This is a genomic window from Bradyrhizobium sp. BRP56 (assembly GCF_020194035.1).
Classification (GTDB): Bacteria; Pseudomonadota; Alphaproteobacteria; order Rhizobiales; family Xanthobacteraceae; genus Bradyrhizobium; species Bradyrhizobium australafricanum.
Genome location: NZ_JADYVV010000179.1, coordinates 1 through 870 on the forward strand (window position 1 = coordinate 1; position 870 = coordinate 870).

Sequence of the window (870 nt, forward strand, 5' to 3'; positions counted from 1 at the left end):
TGCCGAAGGTCTGGCTGCCCACTTGCGTGACCACGATGAAGCCGTTCTCGGCATCGGTGGTGGTCGCGCCGTCGTCGATCTTGAGCAGCTTCTTGAGGTGGATCAGCGGCAGCAGCTTGTTGCGCAGGCGCAGCACTGCGGTGTCCTTGATCCGCTCGATGCGGTGCTCGGAGTTGGCGCGGGCCCGCACCAGCTCGACCACAGACAATTGGGGAATCGCAAAACGGTCGCCGCCGGCTTCCACGATCAAAGCGGAGACGATCGCCAAGGTCAGCGGGATCTTGATGGTGACCGAGGCGCCCTCGCCGGCCACGCTCTTGATGTCTATGGTGCCGCCGATCTGGTCGATATTGGTGCGCACCACGTCCATGCCGACGCCGCGGCCGGACACCGAGGTGACTTGCGCGGCGGTCGAGAAGCCCGGCGCGAAGATGAACTTGTGGATCTGGGCCTCGGTCATCTTCTCCAGTTCAGCCTCGGTGACGAGACCGTTCTGGAGCGCCTTGGCCTTGATCCGCTCGGTGTTGAGCCCGCGGCCATTGTCGGCGATGCAGATGATGATGTGGCCGCCTTCGTGATAGGCGGACAGGCGAATGGTGCCCTGCTCCGGCTTGCCGGTGGCGAGGCGCTCGGCGGTGGTCTCCAGCCCGTGATCGGCGGAGTTGCGCACCATGTGCGTCAACGGATCCTTGATCAGGTCGAGCACCTGGCGGTCGAGCTCGGTGTCGGCGCCGTGCATCTCGAGCTCGATCTGCTTGCCGAGTTCGCCGGAGAGGTCGCGGACGATGCGCGGCAGCTTCTGCCAGGCATTGCCGATCGGCTGCATGCGCGTCTTCATGACGCCTTCCTGCAGCTCGGCGGTGACGTTGG

Annotated in this window: 1 protein-coding gene; it reads right to left on the reverse strand. The window is 64.9% G+C overall.

Annotation, left to right across the window (positions count from 1 at the left end; translation table 11 throughout):
• A partial coding sequence (locus I6F38_RS43250; protein WP_225164695.1) for a chemotaxis protein CheA occupies window positions 1-870 on the reverse strand: 870 nt, incomplete at both ends.